The sequence below is a fragment of the Klebsiella sp. WP4-W18-ESBL-05 genome (assembly GCF_014169075.1).
Taxonomy (GTDB): Bacteria; Pseudomonadota; Gammaproteobacteria; order Enterobacterales; family Enterobacteriaceae; genus Kluyvera; species Kluyvera ascorbata_B.
Genome location: NZ_AP022057.1, coordinates 23787 through 43458, shown reverse-complemented (window position 1 = coordinate 43458; position 19672 = coordinate 23787). Strand labels below are relative to the sequence as shown.

The following is a 19672-nucleotide window of genomic DNA, read 5'->3' as shown; positions in this document are numbered from 1 at the left end:
ATCGCCAAACCAACCAAAATCACCAACCGGACTGAGCGATGCCGATCATAGTACCAATACCCCGTGGCGAACGACGCCTGATGCAGAAAGCTATTCATAAAACGCGTGATAAAAATCATGCCCGCAGACTCACGGCCATGCTGATGCTTCATCGGGGTGAACGGGTCAGCGATGTTGCCAGAACTCTCTGTTGTGCCCGTTCATCCGTTGGTCGCTGGATTAACTGGTTTACGCACTCAGGTATTGAAGGCCTGAAATCCTTACCCGCAGGGCGCTCCCGACGCTGGCCTTTTGAACATATCTGCACCCTGTTACGTGAGCTGATAAAGCATTCTCCCGGCGATTTTGGTTATCAACGTTCACGCTGGAGCACCGAATTACTGGCAATAAAAATCAATGAGATAACCGGTTGCCAGTTACATGCAGGAACCGTTCGCCGCTGGTTGCCATCTGCGGGGCTTGTATGGCGCAGGGCCGCGCCAACTCTGCGTATCCGTGACCCACATAAAGATGAAAAGATGGCGGTAATCCACAAAGCGCTGGATGAATGCAGCGCAGAGCATCCGGTATTTTATGAAGATGAAGTGGATATCCACCTTAATCCTAAAATCGGTGCGGACTGGCAGTTGCGCGGACAGCAGAAACGGGTAGTGACGCCGGGGCAGAACGAAAAATACTATCTGGCCGGCGCACTGCACAGTGGCACGGGTAAAGTCAGCTACGTGGGCGGCAACAGCAAAAGTTCAGCGCTGTTTATCGCTCTGCTGAAGCACCTGAAAGCCACTTACCGGCGGGCGAAAACAATCACGCTGATCGTTGATAACTACATTATCCATAAAAGCCGCGAAACACAGCGCTGGTTGAAAGCAAATCCCAAGTTCAGGGTAATTTACCAGCCGGTTTACTCGCCGTGGGTGAATCATGTGGAACGGCTATGGCAGGCACTTCATGACACGATAACCCGTAATCATCAGTGCCGCTCAATGTGGCAGTTACTGAAAAAGGTCCGCCATTTTATGGAAACCGCCAGCCCATTCCCCGGAGGAAAACATGGTCAGGCAAAAGTGTAGCGGTATTAGGCGCAGCTATTTAGCTCAAACATGGTCACTGCGGTATTCGCCGTCACCAAATCGACGCCCAGCGTCTCGGACATGTATAAATTGCCCCAATCGTTGATCGCCGCGCGCACCACGTACACCAGCACATAGCACAGCGACAGCAGCCAGATGTAGGGGTTGAGCAGCACGTAACGGGTGAAGATCTCTTTGCGCGTCAGCCCGGCCCCTTCCTGCTGTTGGGCTATCTCCAGTTCGTCGTGCCGCCAGTCGCCAATCGGCGGCAGACCAATGGCCTGCGGACGATCGCGCAGTCGCCAGCAGAGGAACAGGCCGACCACAATCGCCATGGTTCCCGCGATGGTCATCCCCGCACGCCAGCCGTAGTGCAGCGCCGCCGCGCCCATCACGATAGGGATCAGCGCCCCGCCGACGTTGTGCGCGGTATTCCAGATGGCCCACCAGCCGCCGCGCTCGTTGCGCGAGTACCAGGCGGTGAGCAGGCGGGCGCAGACCGGCGCGCCCCAGCCCTGGAAGAAGGCGTTCAGCGCCCACAGCAGGGCGAAGGCCCACAACGAAGTGGAGAAGCCGAACAGAATATTGACCACCCCGGTGGCAATCAGCCCGATCCCCATAAAATAGCGGGCGTTGGAGCGATCGCTGACGATGCCGGAGATAAACTTCGACAGCCCGTAGGTGATGTAAAACAGCGTCGCCAGCAGGCCAATATCGCTGCGGGTCAGCACGCCGGTGGTGAGAATCTCCGGCACCGCGGCGTTGAAGCTTTTACGGGTGAAGTAAAACAGCGCGTAGCCAAGCCAGATGGTCAGCAAAATATGCCGACGCCAATAGCGGTACTGGGCATCCACTTCCTGCTTGTCGGTAATGCGCGGGGCATTAGCCGGCGCCTTGAGAAATTGAAACATTGCCGTTCCTTACACGTAGCGCAGAGGCAAAGAGACGCTGACCCGCGTGCCGTGCATGCAGGAAATCGTGAGCGAGCCGCCGAGCGCGGTCACGCGTTCGCGCATGCCGGTGAGGCCAAAGCCCTGTTGATTCGACCCCGGCGGCAGGCCGCTGCCGTCATCTTCCATCACCAGCATCAGCCGTTCATCCTGCTGCCAGCCCTGTAGCGTCACCGCGCTGGCGTTCGCGTGCTTCACAATGTTGTTGAGCCCTTCCTGGCAGACGCGGAACAGCGTTACCCGCTGGCTTTCGCTCAGCGTTGATTCATCAATTCGCCAGTCGAGGTGGCTGACGATGCCCCGGCTTTCCAGCTCCATTTCGCGCATCAGCGAGCGAATGGCCTGTTCCAGCGAGAGGTCATCGAGCTGGCGCGGGCGCAGCCGACCCAGCAGGCGGCGTACGGCGTCGTAAACGCCCAGCGACAGCTGCTCAATATGCGCCCCGCTCTGCTTCACACCCGCGTTTTCAGGCGCCAACCGCTGGACGATGCCCGCCTGGGTGCGAATGGCGGTGATGGTCTGGCCGATATCGTCATGCAGCTCACGCGCTACGTCGCGCCGCACGCTCTCTTCGGTTTCCAGCAGGCGTTCCGCCAGCCGGTGGTTGCGCGCCAGTTCGTTTTGCAGCGACTGGTTTAGCTCGCGCAGTCGCTGGATGCCCGCGCCGAGCAGCAGCCCGGTCAGGCTTTGCGCCAGCAGCGAAAGCAATAAATCAACGGGGTGATCGTGCCAGGTCTGGCTGGCAATCAGGGCGATGGCGTTCATCAGGGTGGCGATCAGCGCCCCCTGCCAGCCGTAGTGCCAGGCCAGCGCGATAATCGGTAAAGCGAGACAAAACGGGGTAAAGCGCGAGAGTTCTGCGGGCAAACCGAGCTGTAGCCACAGGCTGACGGTAAACAGCAGCAGATACCAGACCAGATGCCGCCCGCGCCAGTTCACCGGCTGCGACACCAGCGCCGGGCCAAGCGGCAGCCAGGTGGTGCTGGTGAGGTAGTGCCAGAACACGAGGCAGATAGGGGCCAGCGTCAGCCCGCCGGTGAGGGTCAGCAGCAGCGCGGTCCATGCGGTTTCCCCTTGCCCCAGCCAGGGCAGCGATTGCAGCAGCGCTGCCGCCGTGAGCGCCGCGCCCTGTAACAACAATGTTCGCCAATCGCGTTGATGGCGGTAGCGCGAGATCAGCGTCACCGGCAGCAGCGTGAGGAAGCTACCGATCATCAAAATAGGCAGATGCGCCAGCGCCACCTCCTGCGCCAGCCAGTAGACCAGCAGCCACTCAGCGCCCACCAGCACCGGCCAGTAGCCGCGCGGACATTGCAGCATCAGCCCTAGCCTGAGACCAAACGGGAACAGCAGTACCGCCAGCTCCGGGCGCTCAACCAGGTGAAGACTGATACTCCACAGGCAAAACCAGGCGGCGGAGAAAATAAAAAAGCAGGCGACAACGGTGATCAGCCGGGAGAAAAGTGCGTTCATTGCCAGCCATCAAACATGCGGCGCGCCAGCTCAACGTCGTTGCTGACGCCCAACTTTTCCATCAGGTTAGCGCGGTGGACGTGTACCGTTTTCGGCGACAGGCCCAGTTCGGCGGCAATCTCTTTGACCGCCATCCCCTGCGCCAGCTTTTCCGCCACCTGGCGTTCGCGTTTGGTCAGCGGGTCCTGACGCCCGGCCGCCAGCTTGACGGCGATGTCCGGCGTCAAATAACAGCCGCCGGTTGCTACAGTATGCACGGCGGCAATCAGTTCATCCGGACTACAGCGTTTGGAAAGGAAGCCGCGTGCGCCTGCGTTAAGCGCCTGTTCCACCAGCGCCGGGCTGTCGTGGACGGAGAGCATGATAATCGCCATGCCTTTTGGCAACTGGCTTAACAGTTCAAGACCGGAGATATCCGGCATTGAGATATCACAGATACACACCTGCACGCCGCGCCCCGGCAACCCAGCCAGCGCCTCGCGCCCTGAACCGAATTCGGCGACGACCTGCAAATCAGCTTCGAGCCCCAGCAGTTGGGCAAAGCCGGAGCGGACGATAGTGTGGTCGTCGATAAGGGCGATGGTGATCATGGATGTTGTCCTGGTGCTTGAAAATGCCTGATGGCGCTACGCTTATCAGGCCTACGGGCGGGAGCCGTGGTAGGCCGGATAAGGCGTTTACGCCGCCATCCGGCAAAAGCGCTTACCTTAACGATAAGCGCGTGACTGTTCAAGCCTTGAGCGGATTACTCGAAGAAGACGCTGATTTTGTTAAACATCGACGGGTCGGACTGATTTCGCGCCACTTTCACCACATCTTCCAGCTTGTCGATCTGGCTCATCATCTGCTCAAGGCGCTGATCGTCGTTCACCAACAGCCAGATGCGGCTATGGTCGCTGCCGTGAATCGGTAGGCATAGGATGCCTTCGACGTTGAACGCTCGGCGAGCAAAGAGCCCGCAGACGTGAGTCATTACGCCCGGGTGGTTGCGCACGGTGAGTTCCAGGATAACGTTGTCATGAGTTTGTTTTTGCATGGCTTATTCCCCCACCATTTCGCTATTTGCCGCACCCGGCGGCACCATCGGATACACCTTTTCTTCTGCATCGATTCGCACGTGAATCAACGCCGGGCCCGGGCGATTGATAATCGCCTGCAGCGCCGCCTGCGGGTCTGTTTCATTGTTTAAATCGCAGGTTTCCAGACCGAAACCGGCGGCAATCTGCATAAAGTTAATCATGCCTGGGTAGGTGGCGGCAAATACGCCCTGTTTGTAGAACAGGCTCTGCTGCTGGTGTACCAGACCCAGCGCCTGGTTGTTCATCAGGATGATTTTCACATCCAGCTGATTTTCCGCCGCGGTCGCCATCTCCTGAATGTTCATCATCAGGCTGCCGTCACCGGAGAAGCACAGCACTTTTTTGTCCGGGTTCGCCAGCGCCGCGCCGATGGCCGCAGGCAGGCCAAAGCCCATGGTGCCGAGGCCGCCGGAGGTCAGCCACTGGCGCGGACGGTTCAGCGGGTAAGCCTGCGCCGTCCACATCTGATGCTGGCCCACGTCGGTGGTGATAATCGCGCTGTCGTCCACGCAGGCGGCAACGGCGTTGATCAGGCCGTAATGGCTGAGCGGGTCGCCCGCTTGAGGAATCGCCCCCGGGAACTCTTGTTGCAATTCCGCCACTTTGCCGCGCCATTCAGCGCGCGGCTGGGCGTCAATTTGCGGCAGCAGCTGCGCCAGTACGTCGTCAACGTCGGCCTGAATCGCCACGTGCGCCTGTTTGATTTTACCCAGCTCGGCGCGGTCGATATCAACGTGGATAATCTTCGCATTCGGGCAGAATTCAGCCACTTTACCCGTCGCCCGGTCATCAAAACGCGCACCTAAAACAACCAGTAAATCAGACTGTTGCAGAATAAAGTTAGTACTGCGCGCACCGTGCATTCCCAGCATACCTAATGACAGCGGGTGGGCTTTTGGCAGCATGCCCAGCGCCATCAGGGTCATGGTGGTGGGCAGGTTGGCTTTTTCCGCCAGCTCGCGAACGCGTTCCGGCGCGTTGATAACGCCGCCGCCCAGATAGAGCACCGGACGCTGTGCGGCGTTGATCATCGCTGCCGCTTCGCTCACGCTCTCTGCGCTGAATTCCGGCGTTGCCGCGCGGCCGCCGGGCTCTGGCAATTCGCTGATATCGATTTCCGCGGTCTGAACGTCCTTAGGAATGTCTATCCACACCGGGCCTGGGCGGCCAGACTGTGCAATCCGGAAAGCATCAGCAATAACCTTCGGTAATTCATTGATGTTGCGGACTAAGTAGTTGTGTTTAGTGATGGGGATAGAGATGCCGTAGGTGTCGACTTCCTGAAACGCGTCGGTACCGATTAACGAGGAGGCCACCTGGCCGGTGATACACACCAGCGGGATGGAGTCGAGACGCGCATCGGCAATGGCGGTAACCAGGTTGGTCGCGCCCGGCCCGCTACAGGCCATGCATACCGCCGGTTTGCCGTGGGTACGCGCCATGCCCTGGGCAATAAAGCCTGCGCCCTGCTCGTGTCGCGCCAGAATATGACGGATCTGGGTGCTTTGGCTCAAGGCGTCATACAGCGGCAGAACCGTGCCGCCGGGAATGCCGGTGACCATGGTAATACCCTGGCGTTCCAGTAAATGAACGATTAATTGCGCGCCGGTAAAACGCGTGGTCTTTGATGTGGTGCCCGAAATTGCCATGCTCCAGTCCTTTCAACTAGGCCGACTATCCGGAGGGGGCTAGAAACTAAAAACCCCGCCCGGTTTGCGCCGGCGGGGTTTGGAATCGTGTGTGTTCCTGACCCTACGGCGCATTGCCGACGACCACCACCACACGCACGACGACCACCGCGGCTGGTAGCGCGGTTTTTAGTAGGGTCGAAGTCAGCATTGATGGGGTCATTAAGGGTCTTCTCTCAATTCGTTTAGTGAATTCATACAAACACAGCTTTTTCAGGCTGACAATGGAAATATTTTCATCCGCACAAAAATGCAGCAGCGATCACACTTCCACACGGAGGAGAATCCTCTAATCTGTCCCGGCATTTCCCTATTTCTGGCCCTGTTCGTTGCCCATCGGCTGTGTTACGTTTTGGTTAAAACTTGTCAGGCCACGTATTATCATGACGCTCTCTGTTTTCTGCATTTTGCTATTTGCCGCACTTTTGCACGCGAGCTGGAACGCCATCGTTAAGGCGGGAAACGATAAACTCTATTCGGCTATCGGCGTCACCGGCTCCGCTGCGCTTATCGCGCTGCTGCTTTTACCCTTCGCCCCAACGCCCTCAGCGGCCAGCGTGCCGTTTATGATCGCCTCTACCGTTTTGCAGGTGATTTACACCGTGCTGGTCGCGCGAACCTATCAGATTGCCGACATGAGCCAGACCTACCCGCTGATGCGCGGCACCGCGCCGCTTCTGGTGGCCACCATCAGCGTGCTGTGTCTTGGCGACCACCTTTCTCCGTTGGCCTGGGGCGGTATTGCGGTCATCTGTTCGGCCATTCTGGCGATGGCCTTCAACGGCCGCTCGGGGTCTCAGGCGGGTATTGTGTTATCGTTGCTCAACGCCTGTATCATTGCGAGCTACACCCTGATTGACGGCACCGGCGTGCGGCTTTCCGGCACCGCGCTGGGCTATACGCTGTGGTCGTTTTTCCTCAACGGTTCCAGCCTGCTGTGCTGGGCAACAATCGCCCGCCGCCGTGAAGCCGCACGCTATCTGGCAACGCACTGGAAAAAAGGCATTTTAGGCGGCATGGGAACGATGGGCTCCTACGGCCTGGCGCTGTGGGCAATGACCCAGGCCCCGCTAGCGGTGGTCGCCGCGCTACGTGAAAGCTCAATTTTGTTCGGCGCGCTGATTGCCTGGCTGCTGCTCAAAGAGCGGGTCGCCGGGCTGCGCATGGTCGCCGCCTGCGGGATTGCCGCTGGTGCCATCCTGCTGCGGCTGTCCTGATAAACTGGCAACTATTGTTGCCGTTTACGTGTATAAATCCTGCCTGTATCACACATTTCATTTACATGACGCATGGTTAAATTGCGACCTCAGTGTGGTAGATTCCTCTCCGATTTGGCGTCTTGCCTGGATATTTATTCTTATAAACTCAATTTCCATAAAGTAATCAGCGAAATGAAAAGAGATAGAAACGTCAACATCCTGGTGATGCTGGTGCTGCTTGTGGCCGTCGGTCAGATGGCGCAAACCATATACATCCCCGCCATTGCCCAGATGGCGAGCGATCTGAACGTTCGCGAAGGCGCAGTGCAGAGCGTAATGGCCGCGTATCTGTTGACCTACGGCGTTTCGCAGCTGTTTTACGGCCCGCTGTCCGACCGCGTGGGCCGCCGCCCGGTGATCCTCACCGGGATGTCGATTTTTATGCTGGCGACGCTGGTGGCCGTGACAACCCATAGCCTGACGGTGCTGATTGCCGCCAGCGCCCTACAGGGTATGGGGACCGGAGTTGGCGGCGTAATGGCGCGAACGCTGCCGCGCGATCTGTACGAAGGCAGCCAGCTTCGCCACGCCAACAGTCTGTTAAATATGGGTATTCTGGTGAGCCCGCTGCTGGCGCCGCTGATTGGCGGCGTGCTGGAGACACTGATCAACTGGCGTGCCTGCTACGGTTTCCTGCTGGTGCTCTGCGCAGGTGTCACCTTCAGCATGGCGCGCTGGATGCCGGAAACGCGTCCGACCGGCGCACCGAAAACCCGGCTTATCAGCAACTACAAAACGCTGTTCGGTAATAGCGGCTTTAACTGCTACCTGCTGATGCTGATTGGCGGCCTGGCCGGTATTGCGGTGTTTGAAGCCAGCTCCGGCGTGCTGGTGCAATGGAGCCCTTCCCGTTCCTCGCCGGTACCGCCGGGGCGCTGGTTGGCGGCCTGCAAAATATCGGCTCCGGCGTGCTGGCCTGGCTGTCGGCGATGATGCCGCAAACCGGTCAGGCCAGCATCGGGCTGCTGATGACGCTGATGGGGCTGCTGATTTTCCTCTGCTGGCTGCCGCTAGCGTCGCGCTTTGCGCATCAGGGCCAGGCGGTGTAATCGCGTCCGACCGTTGCCTGATGGCGCTTCGCTTATCCGGCCTACATTGGGCATGAATAGGCCGGGTAAGGCGGAGCCGCCACCCGGCGTAAAACGCCTATTTAACCTGCTCCTGAAGCCAACCAATAAACGCCTCAATTTTCGGCCACTGCCTGCCGGGCAGCGTGGTGACGTAATAATGCTGATGACATTTCAGCGCCTTATCACCGAAAGGAGCCACCAGCTCCCCGCTGTCGAGGCGCTTTTGCACCAGCCGCTTTCGCCCCATCGCCACGCCGATGTGGTTCATCGCCGCAATCACCGCTAAATCAGAACGATCGAAACCAATGCCCGACGATGTCGGCAAATTCACCGCATACTGCTGCGCCCAGCTGTGCCATTCATCGGTCCCTGAGTCGTTGCTCCACGCCTGTCTGTCGTGCAGTAGCGTACAGTGTGGCAGGTTTACCAGCGAGCCGGTCAGAGCGTAGCGGCGGGCGTATTCCGGGCTGCATACCGGCAGAATTTCTTCATCCATCAGGAAGTGATGCACGAGCTGTGCGGAAGGCGCATCGTCAAAATAGAGAGCCAAATCAACCCCGGCGCGCTGTAAATTGACGTTGTCGTTGCCGGTCAGGATGGTCAGTGAAATGGACGGGTAGCGGCGGGTAAAGTCACCGAGCGCCGGAACCAGCCAGCACTGGGCGATAGAAGGCCGCGAGTAGACGGTGAGCGTCCCCGATAGCTCCTGATTTTTAATATCAAGAATCTCCTGGTTGAGCGTATCCAGCGATGATTTCAGCGCCCAGAACACGCGTTTACCTTCGTGGGTGAGCTCTACTTTACGATGCGAGCGGACAAAGAGCTGAATACCCAGCTCCTCTTCCAGCTGGTTAATGCGATGGCTGACGGCGCTGGGGCTTAATGACAGCTCGTCTGCCGCCAGCGCAAACGACTGATGCCGGGCCGCCACTTCGAAGGTATACAGCTTTGATAGCTGCCAGCCGTTCAGCAGACGATTTCTGCCCTCGCGCAGGGGTTCCATATTCCTCTCCGTATTGCCTGTTTTTCGCCGGAGTGTAAAAAAAATCACCGGCAAAATCAGCACAAAGATGAATCAGAATGATTCATGTCGCATAAATTACCGGTAATAAGACGTAAATCACCATTTTGATTCAATCTGGCTCATGTGAAGGGCGATTTATATCGTTTGTCAGCGGGTGCCTTATTTTTGTCCAATAAACCCATATTAATCACAGGGCAAGGTGAGCTATGCACTCTCAGATCTGGGTTGTGAGCACGCTGCTGATAAGCATCGTGTTAATCGTTTTGACCATCGTGAAGTTCAAATTCCACCCGTTTCTGGCGCTGCTGTTAGCCAGTTTCTTCGTGGGGACGATGATGGGTATGGGGCCGCTGGATATGGTCAATGCCATCGAGAACGGCATCGGCAGTACGCTGGGCTTCCTCGCGGCGGTTATTGGCCTTGGGACTATCCTTGGAAAAATGATGGAAGTCTCCGGCGCGGCCGAACGCATCGGCCTGACGCTACAGCGCTGCCGCTGGCTTTCCGCCGACGTCATTATGGTGCTGGTCGGGCTGATTTGCGGGATCACGCTGTTCGTTGAAGTGGGCGTGGTGCTATTAATTCCACTGGCATTCTCAATTGCCAAAAAGACCAATACTTCGCTGCTAAAGCTGGCGATCCCGCTGTGTACCGCGCTGATGGCGGTGCACTGCGTCGTACCACCGCATCCGGCGGCGCTGTTCGTGGCCAACAAGCTGGGCGCAGACATTGGCACCGTGATTGTCTACGGTTTACTGGTGGGCTTAATGGCATCGCTAATCGGCGGGCCGCTGTACCTGAAGTTTCTCGGTAATCGTCTGCCGTTTAAGCCAGTACCGGCTGAGTTTTCCGACCTGAAAGTGCGTGATGAAAGCACGCTGCCATCGCTGGGCGCGACGCTGTTTACCGTACTGCTGCCAATTGGCCTGATGCTGGTGAAAACCGTCGCGGAACTGAACATGGCGAAAGGCAGCACGGTGTATACGCTGCTGGAGTTTATTGGTAACCCGATCACCGCGATGTTTATCGCCGTTTTCGTGGCCTATTACGTTCTCGGCCTGCGCCAGCACATCGGCATGGGTGCGCTGCTGACCCATACCGAAAACGGTTTTGGCTCCATTGCTAACATTTTGCTGATTATCGGCGCAGGCGGCGCATTCAACGCTATCCTCAAGAGCAGCGGGCTGGCGGATACCCTCGCGCTGATCCTCTCGAACATGCATATGCACCCGATTCTGCTGGCCTGGCTGGTTGCGCTGATTCTGCACGCGGCGGTAGGTTCTGCCACGGTGGCGATGATGGGCGCGACGGCAATCGTGGCACCGATGCTGCCACTCTACCCTAACGTAAGCCCGGAGATCATCGCTATTGCCATCGGTTCTGGCGCTATTGGCTGCACGATCGTCACCGATTCCCTGTTCTGGCTGGTGAAGCAGTACTGTGGCGCCACCCTGAATGAGACGTTCAAATACTATACGACTGCGACATTTATCGCGTCGGTGATTGCACTGGCGTGCACATTCCTGCTTTCCTTTATTATCTAAGCGCGAAGAGACTGACTATGGAAAACATTCAAACACTTATCGCCCAGCATCCTTTAGTGGAAGATCTGGTGGCTCTGAAAGAGACAACCTGGTTTAACCCTGGCACCACCTCTCTTGCGGAAGGTTTACCCTATGTTGGCCTGACAGCACACGATGTTGAGGACGCCCACGCGCGTCTGACGCGCTTCGCACCGTATCTGGCGCAGGCCTTCCCGGAAACCGCCGCCACCGGGGGCATTATCGAATCTGAGCTGGCCGCAATCCCGGCCATGCAAAAACGGCTGGAAAAAGCGTTCGGGCAGCACATTAACGGCGAACTCCTGCTGAAGAAAGACAGTCATTTGCCTATTTCAGGCTCGATTAAAGCCCGCGGTGGCATTTATGAAGTACTGACCCATGCGGAAAAACTGGCGCTGGAAGCCGGTCTGCTGACCACCAAAGACGATTACCGCGTTTTGCTTTCACCTGAATTTAAACAGTTCTTCAGTCAGTACAGCATCGCGGTTGGCTCCACCGGCAACCTCGGCATGTCGATTGGTATCATGAGTGCCCGCATCGGCTTTAACGTTACGGTGCATATGTCTGCAGACGCCCGCGCGTGGAAAAAAGCCAAGCTGCGCAGCCACGGCGTGACGGTGGTGGAGTACGAAGAAGATTATGGCGTGGCGGTTGAACAAGGTCGTAAGGCGGCAGAGTCCGATCCGAACTGCTTCTTTATCGATGATGAAAATTCCCGCACGCTGTTCTTAGGCTATGCGGTCGCCGGTCAGCGTCTGAAAGCGCAGTTTGCCCAGCAGGGGCGCGTGGTGGATGCCGATCATCCTCTGTTTGTCTACCTGCCTTGCGGCGTCGGTGGCGGCCCTGGCGGCGTGGCGTTTGGCCTTAAGCTGGCGTTTGGCGATAATGTTCACTGCTTCTTCGCTGAACCGACTCATTCACCGTGCATGCTGCTGGGGATTTACACCGGGCTACACGATACCCTTTCTGTGCAGGATATCGGCATCGATAACCTGACGGCGGCGGATGGGCTAGCGGTCGGTCGCGCCTCGGGCTTTGTCGGCCGGGCGATGGAGCGTCTGCTCGACGGTCTGTACACCCTGGACGATCAGACAATGTACGACATGCTGGGCTGGCTGGCGCAGGAAGAAGGCATTCGTCTTGAGCCGTCGGCGCTGGCAGGCATGGCTGGCCCTCAGCACGTTTGTGCCTCCAGGGCTTACCAGCAGATGCATGGTTTCAGCGCAGAGCAGCTCAATCACGCCACCCATCTGGTATGGGCGACGGGCGGCGGCATGGTGCCAGAAGCCGAAATGGCGCAGTACCTGGCCAAAGGCCGCTAACTCCACGCCGCAGAAGCGGGACATTCATGCCAGATCCCGCGCCATTTTGGCGCGGGAAGTCAAAGCGTATTGTCTTACGTCACACTCCGTCAGCCCTTCTCTCCCGCACAAAAAACACACCGATATACTCCGGATTACCTCGTATTTCTACGATAAACCGGAGAACACAATGCAACAGGCTGACAAAAATATCAGCCGGGGCGGCTTCACCCTGCTCATCTGGGTGCTGCTATTGCTTCTCGGCTGCGTGCTGTTTTTCTTCTCGCTCGACCGACAAATTGTTTCCATCCTGAAAACCACGCTGATGCAGGAGCTGGGGCTCGATAACAGCGATTATTCGGTGCTGATCAGCGCCTTTATGATCCCCTATACCTTCATGTATTTCTTTGTGGGCGGTATCGTTGACCGATTCGGCAGCCGCTACGTGCTGTGCGCGCTAATGATACTGATGTCGCTGGCTACGCTGATTACCGGCCTGTCGCACTCGATGACCGGGCTTATTGTCGGGCGCGTGATGCTGGGGCTGGCGGAGTCCGGGATCGTACCGGCGCTAACGCTGGCGGTCTTTACCTGGTTTCGCGCCGAGCAGCGCGCCTTTGCCTTCCAGCTTACCAATATTATTCAGTCATTAGGGCTGATTCTTGCGCCACCGTTTGTCGCCTGGGTGACGATATCAACCGGCTGGCGCTGGGCGTTCTTTATTCCAGCAATGGCAGGCGTGGTGGTCGGGGTGATGTGGTATCTCTCCAGCCGTAAAACGCCGCCTGCGGCCGACGACACGGCGCAGGTGAGCGCCATCAGCGTGCCGCTGGTTGAGCGCTACAAGATGGTACTGACCTCAAAACCTATCTGGGCGCTGCTGATTGCTCGCTTACTCACCGACCCGTTCTGGTTTTTCTATCAGTACTGGCAGGTCGGCTTTATGCAGGAAAAAATCGGCCTGACGCTGGCGGAAGTCGGCAAGTTGATGTGGCTGCCGCCGCTGGTTGCCGTCTTTGGCGTGCTGGCAGTCTGCTGGGCCTCCGACCGCCTCGTTGCGCGCGGTATGGATGCCACCCGCGCCCGCTTAACCATTATCTGGTCCGTCACCTGCCTGGCGCCGCTGGTCTTTCTGCTGCCATCCATCAGCAACGCCTACGCGGCGGTGGCGATCATGACGGTGATTAACTTTATGTGCACCGCCTGGCTCAGTATGGCCACCATCATGATGGGCGGGCTGGCACCGCGCGTGGCCATCGCCACCGCTATCGGCGTGATGAGCGCGCTGGGCGGCGTGACCTCCATTATCTTTAACGGCTTTGTCGGCACTATTATCGACCACTTTGGTTATTCGATGCCGATTTATGCCGGTGCGACCCTGCACCCCATCGGCGCGCTGGTGCTGGCCGCCTTCTTCCTGCGTCGTAAAAAATCGTTTGTTTCTCGTCCGGAGACCGTCTGATGACCGATATCGTTGTTGCGCCCGTGGCACACGCCTGCGCAGATTTCACCGTACTTTACTGTCTGATTAATCACGACAACCACCAGTTCGCCGCCTGGTATGACGCCGAGCACCGCATCACCGTGGGCCAGCGTGAATTGCCCGACGGCCCATGGCAGACGTTTCAGCCAGAGGGGCTCTGGCTGCCAGAGCGCGAACGCTACTCGCATATCACCGAGTTTGATTCGCACAATTATCTGACGATGGCGGTTGATAGCGGCGGATTCCTGCATCTTTCCGGCAATATGCATGTTGATCCGCTTATTTACTTCCGCAGCCGCCAGCCGCTGGACATCACCACGCTGGAATGCATACCGGCGATGACCGGCAAACGCGAAGCGCGTGCAACCTACCCGGTGTTTTTTAAGGATGCGCAGGGGCGGCTGATCTTCCGCTATCGCGATGGTTGTAGCGGCAATGGTGACGATCTGTATAACATTTACGACGTTGACCGCCAGCGCTGGACGCGCCTGTTAGAGACCCCGCTACTCAACGGAGAAGGCGCGCGCAACGGCTATGCCCGCCAGCCGCTGTTGGGGCCAGACGGTTACTGGCATATGATCTGGATGTGGCGCGAAACGCCGCACTGCGAGACCAACAATAATCTTTCCTACGCCCGCAGCCGCGACCTGCAGCGCTGGGAGAAATCAGACGGTACGCCGCTCGCCCTGCCGATTGCCCGCCATCAGGGTGAAATTGTCGATGACGCCGGTATCGGCGGCGGGCTTATCAATATGGTGCAGGAAGTCGGTTTTGATAATCAGGCGCGCCCGGTGCTGATTTACCATCGTTATGATGATCGGGGGCTGTCGCAGGCTTATCTGGCGCGCCCGGACGGTAAGGGAAGCTGGCAAAAGGCGCAGATTAGCCAGTGGGCGTTCCGCTGGGATTTCAGCGGCGGCGGCTCGATTCCACCGGACGTCACCCTCAGCGCGCCGCGCGCGATCGGTAACGGGCAAATGGCCGTGGACTGGAGCACCGCCGGGGCCGGAAGCGGTGAGTGGATTATTGATGACCGGACGCTTAGCGTTGTCGCTCACCGCACGCCCACACCGCCGCTGCCAGCCGAACAATGGCGGCCCCGGCAGAACGTTGCGCCACGGGCCGAAGTGCAGCTGGTCGCCGCGCAGAACAGTGATTACAGCCCGCAAAGCCGCTATTGGCTACGCTGGGAGGCTCTGCCGATTTTCCGCGATGTGCCGCACGAAGAAAGGCCCGGCGCTACGCAGTTGGAAGTGATTGAAAGGAAAATATAAGGCGACAACAAAACCAAAATGCCGGATGGCGCTGCGCTTATCCGGCCTGCTCATCCCGTGCAATGATTGACACCGGTGGCGCAGCGAATCACCCGCCAGCCTGATAGCTAGCGGCACTGATTGGGCGAAACGCCAAACTGACGGCGAAACGCGCGCGAAAAGTAGCTAACGTCGCCAAATCCGCAGCGTATGGCTATTTCATTGACCGTATCTTGCGTAAAACGCAGCTGGTAGCGTGCCTGCAGCAGCCGCACACGGGCCAGATACTGCTGCGGCGAAACGCCGGTGTAGTCGCTAAATCCACGCTGAAGCGTACGCCGTGAAATAGCAAACATCTGACATAAACCGTCGAGATCGAGCGGCTGCTGCCAGCGACCGTTCAGGTGAATCAGCACCTGGCTAATGCGGTCTTCGCTGGAGTGAAACGCCTGCGTTTTGTAGCGCCAGAGGTTCAGCGTATGTAACACTTCCAGGAAAATCATCTCCTTATGGCTTTCCGCCAGCAGAGGGTCGCTAAACTCTTCTTCGCGATGACTCGCCAGACGGTCAAATATGCGCTGCATAATGCCGACATCCAGCTGCCAGACGTTGCTCTCCCCTTCCTGCGGCAGCAGATAATCGATGTGCTTGATAAAATTGAAGCTATCGCGCCCCAGATACAGCAGGTTCACCTGCTGCAAATCCTTCATCTCTTCAAACAGGTGATAATCCTGCCGGTTCAGATAGCACAGCGTACCGCTGCTCAACAGGTAGGGCTTTTCATTGATAACATGAATTCCGCTTCCGCTGCCGACCAGGAACAGCTCGCAGTATTCGTGCGTATGTTCATGGCTGATGCTTTTCTCCGGATGCCAGAAATGGAACACCACGCTCTCCTGCGGGTGGCGGAAATGGGTATCACGGGGCAGCACAAGCGACATAGACACTCCTGACGGGTTATCACTCAGTACGCTAGTGATACCAGAACAGACGGCGTTCGCCTTGACCTGTTTGCCATTCGTCTTCGGCGGCTGGCAAACAGAGAAAGCTTATCGGCTCTGATTTAACATCACCATTAATTCCACCGGTGAGCGGCGTTGTTTCAGGAGATCGCGCATCGCTTTCATATACGGCGCGCTGTGGGTAAAGAACTGGCGATAGCCCTCACACAGTGCGCTTTTTCCATCGGCGTTTCGGTGCTTTGGGCAATCGCCCTGGCAGAACGGCAGCACGGTGCACTGGCGGCACGCGTCTGTTAGCCCACGCTGTTTTTGCTGGCTGAAGGCGGCGGCTTGCGGCGTAGCATTCAGCGCCTGTAACGTCTGCTGATGGATGTTTCCCAGATAAAACTCGGGGTAAACGAAGTGATCGCACTGGTAGAGATCGCCGTTGGCCTCCAGCGCAAAAGCGTGACCGCAGGTTTCGCTGAACGCGCACATCTGCGACCGATGGCCGCTCCAGACGCCTAATGTTGAATCAAACAGCTGTATATAAACACGGCCAATATCTTCATGGACCCACTGGTTAAACACGCCCGTCAGGAATGCGCCCCACGCATCGGCGGTAACCGACTCCGCGCTGAGCTTGCCATGCTCATCGCGCTCAACCAGCGGAATAAACTGTAAAAAGGCGGTGCCGAGACCGCGCAGGTAACGATAGAGACGTTGAGGCTGCTGGCTATTCAGACGATTGACCACCACCAGCAGATTAAATTCGACGCCGTGTTGAGAGAGCATCTCAATGGCTTTCATCACTTTGTGGTGGCTCGGCTTGCCGCTGCGGTTAACACGATAGGTATCGTGGAGATCGGCCGGACCGTCCAGTGAGATCCCGACCAGCCAGCCGTTCTCCCTAAAGAAGCGACACCAGCTGTCATTGAGCAGCAGACCGTTGGTCTGGAAGGCATTGTGGATCTGTTTGCCGTTAGCGTACTGCTTTTGCAGCGCCAGCGCGCGCTGGAAAAACGCCAGCCCGCACAGCGTTGGCTCCCCGCCCTGCCAGGCAAAAGTGACTTCTGGCCCAGGCTGCGCCGCAATGTGTTGGCTGACAAAGCGCTCCAGCGTGGCCTCATCCATCATCGGCTGTTCGGGTTTTTCGAGGTAAAAGCAGTAGCGGCAGTTGAGGTTACAGCGAGAGCTGGCCGGTTTGGCCATCACCTGACATCCTGTCATGTAAAATCCCTTAGAAAAATAATAAGTTGGCGAATGTGGGTAATAGCAAACAATATTGCGAGGGATAACACCGCGAGGGAGATCAAGAATTTGTCACGTACCGCGCGCGATTGCGCAAAATCATCCTGCGTTACATCCATCACGTTACGGTTGCGGGTATATTGCCACAGGATAACGGCGACAATCGCCAGCACGCCAAGCGATACCCAGAACAGCATACCCGCCTGATGCCAGTTGTGTTTAAGCGCTAACGCCATCAGCGCGCCATAGCCGAGCAGGGTGCGCAACCATGCCAGCGACGTGCGCTCAGGCTGCAAGCCCGGGTCAGCCTGACGCCGGGCTTTGCGACTATCCGGCATACAGCACCAGCAGCATCACCACCGCCGCCACGAAGGTAAGCATGAGGCTTATCACCAGCAGACTGCGGGTATAGGGTAAATCTTCCTTCAGCCGCATCGCCTTTTCGTTACGCAACCAGCGCAGGTAGCCGTAGATAGCCAGCCCGCCGGCAAACAGGCACAACAGCAGCGCCAGCGCTTCGCGGATAGCCGGGGTCGCGAAGTCTGGCGCCAGCTGATCGAGCCCGACTCCCGCCGCCAGAAAGCCCAGCGACGTGCGAATCCAGGCCAGAAACGTACGCTCGTTGGCCAGTGAGAAACGGTAATCAGGCGCTTCTCCGAGGCGGGAAATTTTCATGACGGCTCCTTTTGTATCTTTATCTCAGCTGATTATGCTCTGCTTTTGAGAGTGGCATTAACGCGCACCATCGCTTCGCTGTCTAGTTTATAGAACGCTTTTGCCGTTACCGCGCACAGTAAATAGCAAATACCCGGTGCCACGGTAAACAGCAGCGTGATGGTGGTCAGCGTCGCAGCAGACTGCGACGTGGCCCCCGCCTGATAGCCCCCGGCCGCCAGCATCCAACCGATAACCGCCCCGCCAACGGCTAGCCCCATTTTCAGCACAAACAGGGTTCCCGCAAAGCTGATTCCGGTCAGACGTTTGCCATTGCAGGCTTCGCCATAGTCAACGGTATCCGCCATCATTACCCACTTGATCGGCGTCATCACCTGGTGCAGAACACCGATGATAAAGATCAGGCAAAACATCAACGTGACGGTATCCATCGGGGCAAAGAACATACAAAAACTCAGTAACGTCAGCGCCACGTTACAGCTAATAAACACCTTCACTTTGCAGAAGTGACCGGTAAGCGGTTTGGCTATCGCACTGCCGATAATATTACCGACGCAGTAAGTCGTCAGAAATAGAGAAAATAGCTTAGGCGACTCCATAATCCACGTGACGTAATACATCATCGCGCCGCCGCGCACCGAAGTCCCAATAATCGCGAAGACCGTTAAATAGCCCACCACGCGCCATTGGCTGTTCTGCCAGATATCTTTCAGGTCGCTGAGCATCCCTTTAAAGCCATCACTGGTTGGCGGCGCAACGACTCGCTCCTTCGTTGTCGCAAAACAGATAAAAAACATCACGATCGCCAGCACGGCCAGAATGGCGATACTCATCTGAAAACCATAAGCTTTATCGTCCCCGCCAATCCACTCCACCATTTTCATCATCAGCGCTGTAGACAACATGCCGCCAGCCGTAGCCAGCACAAAGCGCCATGACTGCATGGAAATACGCTGCTGCGGATCGTTAGTAATCACCGCACCGAGCGCGCAATAGGGAATGTTCACTATCGTATAAAGCAGCGTGAGTACAATATAAGTCACTGTGGCATAGACCATTTTTCCGCCAAGAGACAGGTCTGGTACGGTATAGGTAAAGTAGCAGCTGATGCCAAAGGGAATAGCCGCCCAGAGGATCCAGGGGCGGAATTTCCCCCAGCGTGACCGTGTGCGGTCGGCAAGCAGCCCCATACACGGATCGGAGATTGCATCCAGGATGCGGGTGACTAAAAACATGGTGCCAACAAAGGCCGCAGGTAAACCCGCGATATCGGTATAAAAAAACATGAGATATAGCATGACGTTGTCAAAGACGATATGGCTTGCCGCATCGCCAAGGCTATAACCTATTTTTTCTTTTAAAGAGAGTGTGTTATCGCTCATACCACTTCCTGTGTTGTGAATTAAAGTGGTGACATAGTAGAGATAGCATTTCTGATGTCGTTATTATGATTTTTAATTAGCTGGTTATGTTTATTTTTATTTGTGAAGCCACTCCCATATATTTCTAATGCATTCATGGATTTGATATTATTATTATTCAGAAAATATATATCTCCAGCGAAACAAAAACGTCCCTCAGAAAGATATTACA

At 57.0% G+C, this 19672-nt stretch carries 17 protein-coding genes and 3 pseudogenes; 8 read left to right on the top strand and 12 right to left on the bottom strand.

Going from position 1 to position 19672, the window contains the following annotated elements; genetic code table 11:
• Positions 1 to 38 precede the first annotated feature (38 nt).
• Positions 39 to 1070 carry an IS630-like element ISEc33 family transposase gene (locus H7R58_RS00195; protein ID WP_001395480.1) on the top strand — a complete coding sequence of 344 codons (1032 nt, stop codon included), beginning with the start codon at positions 39 to 41 and terminating at the stop codon, positions 1068 to 1070.
• A 20-nt stretch (positions 1071 to 1090) separates the two neighbouring features.
• Here H7R58_RS00195 and H7R58_RS00190 read toward each other — a convergent pair.
• The 3 genes and pseudogenes from H7R58_RS00190 to uhpA all read right to left on the bottom strand — a co-directional run.
• A pseudogene (locus H7R58_RS00190) lies at positions 1091 to 1981 on the bottom strand (MFS transporter); the annotation flags it as partial.
• Positions 1982 to 1990: 9 nt separating this feature from the next.
• Entirely contained in the window at positions 1991 to 3493 is a 1503-nt protein-coding gene (uhpB, locus tag H7R58_RS00185) for a signal transduction histidine-protein kinase/phosphatase UhpB (protein ID WP_182929763.1), read from the bottom strand.
• Positions 3490 to 4083: a transcriptional regulator UhpA gene (uhpA, locus tag H7R58_RS00180; protein ID WP_106924827.1), complete on the bottom strand. Its 594-nt coding sequence runs from the start codon at positions 4081 to 4083 to the stop codon at positions 3490 to 3492. Before uhpA ends, uhpB begins: the two co-directional genes overlap by 4 nt.
• 23 nt (positions 4084 to 4106) lie before the next feature.
• On the opposite strand from uhpA, the pseudogene H7R58_RS25575 reads away from it, so the two are divergent.
• Positions 4107 to 4202, top strand: a pseudogene (locus H7R58_RS25575) (hypothetical protein); the annotation flags it as partial.
• A 36-nt stretch (positions 4203 to 4238) separates the two neighbouring features.
• On the opposite strand, the gene ilvN reads toward H7R58_RS25575, so the two are convergent.
• The 3 genes from ilvN to ivbL form a co-directional block, all read right to left on the bottom strand.
• Positions 4239 to 4529 (bottom strand): acetolactate synthase small subunit, encoded by a 291-nt coding sequence (gene ilvN / locus H7R58_RS00175; RefSeq protein WP_065357373.1) that lies wholly within the window; start codon positions 4527 to 4529, stop codon positions 4239 to 4241.
• A 3-nt stretch (positions 4530 to 4532) separates the two neighbouring features.
• Positions 4533 to 6221, bottom strand: a complete 1689-nt coding sequence (gene ilvB, locus H7R58_RS00170) for an acetolactate synthase large subunit (RefSeq protein ID WP_106924826.1) — start codon at positions 6219 to 6221, stop codon at positions 4533 to 4535.
• Between the two features lie 103 nt (positions 6222 to 6324).
• Positions 6325 to 6423 (bottom strand): ilvB operon leader peptide IvbL, encoded by a 99-nt coding sequence (gene ivbL / locus H7R58_RS00165; RefSeq protein ID WP_072011409.1) that lies wholly within the window; start codon positions 6421 to 6423, stop codon positions 6325 to 6327.
• A 220-nt stretch (positions 6424 to 6643) separates the two neighbouring features.
• On the opposite strand from ivbL, the gene H7R58_RS00160 reads away from it, so the two are divergent.
• Together H7R58_RS00160 and H7R58_RS00155 are read left to right on the top strand one after the other, a co-directional pair.
• The gene (locus H7R58_RS00160) at positions 6644 to 7477 is read left to right on the top strand and encodes a DMT family transporter (RefSeq protein WP_182929762.1); all 834 of its coding nucleotides are present in this window, start codon (positions 6644 to 6646) and stop codon (positions 7475 to 7477) included.
• Positions 7478 to 7651: 174 nt separating this feature from the next.
• Positions 7652 to 8568 (top strand): annotated as a pseudogene (locus H7R58_RS00155) (MFS transporter).
• Between the two features lie 97 nt (positions 8569 to 8665).
• Here H7R58_RS00155 and dsdC read toward each other — a convergent pair.
• Complete coding sequence (gene dsdC, locus H7R58_RS00150) at positions 8666 to 9592, bottom strand: DNA-binding transcriptional regulator DsdC (protein WP_182929761.1); 927 nt, start codon at positions 9590 to 9592, stop codon at positions 8666 to 8668.
• A 227-nt stretch (positions 9593 to 9819) separates the two neighbouring features.
• Between dsdC and dsdX the strand changes: the two genes are divergently transcribed.
• The 4 genes from dsdX (at position 9820) to H7R58_RS00130 (ending at position 15233) form a co-directional block, all read left to right on the top strand.
• Positions 9820 to 11157, top strand: coding sequence for a D-serine transporter DsdX (dsdX, locus tag H7R58_RS00145; protein ID WP_182929760.1), 1338 nt, complete (start codon positions 9820 to 9822; stop codon positions 11155 to 11157).
• Positions 11158 to 11174: 17 nt separating this feature from the next.
• The gene (gene dsdA / locus H7R58_RS00140) at positions 11175 to 12497 is read left to right on the top strand and encodes a D-serine ammonia-lyase (protein WP_182929759.1); all 1323 of its coding nucleotides are present in this window, start codon (positions 11175 to 11177) and stop codon (positions 12495 to 12497) included.
• Positions 12498 to 12666: 169 nt separating this feature from the next.
• Complete coding sequence (locus tag H7R58_RS00135) at positions 12667 to 13938, top strand: MFS transporter (RefSeq protein ID WP_182929758.1); 1272 nt, start codon at positions 12667 to 12669, stop codon at positions 13936 to 13938.
• Positions 13938 to 15233, top strand: a complete 1296-nt coding sequence (locus H7R58_RS00130) for a BNR repeat-containing protein (protein ID WP_182929757.1) — start codon at positions 13938 to 13940, stop codon at positions 15231 to 15233. The genes H7R58_RS00135 and H7R58_RS00130 overlap by 1 nt, the downstream gene beginning before the upstream one ends.
• Before the next feature lie 107 nt (positions 15234 to 15340).
• On the opposite strand, the gene H7R58_RS00125 is transcribed toward H7R58_RS00130, so the two are convergent.
• The 5 genes from H7R58_RS00125 to H7R58_RS00105 all read right to left on the bottom strand — a co-directional run bounded on the left by H7R58_RS00125 (position 15341) and on the right by H7R58_RS00105 (position 19461).
• Positions 15341 to 16153: a helix-turn-helix domain-containing protein gene (locus H7R58_RS00125; protein WP_106924820.1), complete on the bottom strand. Its 813-nt coding sequence runs from the start codon at positions 16151 to 16153 to the stop codon at positions 15341 to 15343.
• A 108-nt stretch (positions 16154 to 16261) separates the two neighbouring features.
• On the bottom strand, positions 16262 to 17383 hold the full coding sequence (locus H7R58_RS00120; RefSeq protein ID WP_181357966.1) for an anaerobic sulfatase maturase: 1122 nt from the start codon (positions 17381 to 17383) through the stop codon (positions 16262 to 16264).
• Positions 17380 to 17742, bottom strand: a complete 363-nt coding sequence (locus H7R58_RS00115) for a DUF202 domain-containing protein (protein ID WP_106924818.1) — start codon at positions 17740 to 17742, stop codon at positions 17380 to 17382. Before H7R58_RS00115 ends, H7R58_RS00120 begins: the two co-directional genes overlap by 4 nt.
• Positions 17732 to 18079: a YidH family protein gene (locus H7R58_RS00110; RefSeq protein WP_106924817.1), complete on the bottom strand. Its 348-nt coding sequence runs from the start codon at positions 18077 to 18079 to the stop codon at positions 17732 to 17734. Before H7R58_RS00110 ends, H7R58_RS00115 begins: the two co-directional genes overlap by 11 nt.
• Before the next feature lie 32 nt (positions 18080 to 18111).
• Positions 18112 to 19461: a glycoside-pentoside-hexuronide (GPH):cation symporter gene (locus tag H7R58_RS00105; RefSeq protein ID WP_106924816.1), complete on the bottom strand. Its 1350-nt coding sequence runs from the start codon at positions 19459 to 19461 to the stop codon at positions 18112 to 18114.
• Positions 19462 to 19672: the final 211 nt, after the last annotated feature.